Source organism: Candidatus Methylacidiphilales bacterium (genome assembly GCA_025056655.1).
In the GTDB taxonomy this organism is placed as follows: Bacteria; Verrucomicrobiota; Verrucomicrobiia; order Methylacidiphilales; family JANWVL01; genus JANWVL01.
The window spans coordinates 1-1,402 of the sequence record JANWVL010000161.1 but is presented as its reverse complement, the minus strand read 5'-3'; the positions used below and the strand labels follow the sequence as shown (position 1 = coordinate 1,402).

The following is a 1,402-nucleotide window of genomic DNA, read 5'->3' as shown; positions in this document are numbered from 1 at the left end:
GCGATCTCGACTATTCATGAAAAGATCCTCTCTTGAACGACCGGTGAGTTCGCTACAATCAACCATGACCAGAATGGAGTCAGCTATGTAGCTTAGACCAACTTTCCCACGACGGAAGAAGTCTGCCGATACGCTCGCATGGGTCTGTCCATTTACGATGAAAATGATTCCCTCGCTTCTCCGATAGGTTGTCGCTTTGCCCTTCTTAAAGGCATAGACGATAACTTTCATCTTTTCACCTTGGACGACAAGATGCGCAGTCGTAGGGAATCCCTCTTCAAGGTTTTCGCCCCTGTCATCTTCTAACCTAACCCCAAGGCCAGTTAGTGTTGTATCGAAGCTGCCTTCATGGCCTCTATAGCTAGTGCGGCATTCGTGAAGGCGGATAGGTAGCGCAATATATGGTAGAAGCAAATCTAGACGGCTTAGTAATCCATCTTTAAGCAAAATGTGCGTGCTGCTAAATCCTGCAGCTGAGTATTCATAAAGCTTAATGAGAGTGCCATGCTTAGTCTTTCTTACATAAGGTATGCGCCCATCGGGAAGAAGTGGTAGCTCATCACAGGCAAAACGGAGAACTCCACCTTGGCGCGGTTTCAAATCCGCCTCTATTGGCGCTAAGTAGGTATAGACGGAACTGCGACGAGAGCCGTCTGGATCTTCTCGTCTTACCAAAGTGAAGCCCCACTTATCGAATGAGGCGTCATCTGGCGATCTTGGTCTCAGTTTAGGGTTACGCTTCGTCACGATAAGCTGCAGGCCGTGTTCTCCACAAAACTGAAGCACGCCTGTTCCGCCCATATTAAATTTGCCTTGGACAAACGGTATCTTCAACTTGTTCCCTCTATCTAGCGAAAGAAACGTATGCGGCATATCGTCTGGCGTTTGGCCCTCTCCACAATCACAGATCGACAGGCACATCTTCCCTTCGCGCGCAGATGCGCCTGTAGCCGCAACAGTGATGCCTTCAGCGACAGAGCGTCTTTTAGAGTCGGGCCAATTTTTGATGTGTCCTGAGTAAGGATCTGAGGGACTCCTACCTTCAAAGAAGATATTAACTGCTTCCCTTATACTCTTAGGAGCATGCGGACCCTCTGGATCAATTCCACGCTCGTAGCACTCGTTCATCAGGCGCGCATCTACGGCGTTGATAATCTTTTCGACAAGAGCTGCATCAGGGCGACTCTGCTGGTTGCCGATCGCGTTGAAATTACTTTCGCGGTCACCATAGTATCGCCATAGTCTGTTGTCATCCCACAGGGGGAGTAAATAAAATTGGATACATGAAGTGTCCAAGATGCCAAAGCGAATCGGTGGTCAAACGAGGCAAGAATCACAGCGGCAGCCAGCGCTACCTGTGCAAGGCCTGCAATCGTCATTTCACCCCTCAGCCCAACCCAAT

1 protein-coding gene and 1 pseudogene are annotated in these 1,402 nt (G+C 49.3%); one reads left to right on the top strand and one right to left on the bottom strand.

Translation table 11 applies throughout. From position 1 onward, the window contains the following. The coding region (locus NZM04_10425) for a hypothetical protein (GenBank protein MCS7064429.1) at nucleotides 1-1,296 on the bottom strand (1,296 nt) is incomplete at its 3' end. Here NZM04_10425 and NZM04_10420 point away from each other — a divergent pair. Continuing rightward, nucleotides 1,290-1,402 (top strand): annotated as a pseudogene (locus tag NZM04_10420) (IS1 family transposase). The gene NZM04_10425 and the pseudogene NZM04_10420 overlap by 7 nt on opposite strands.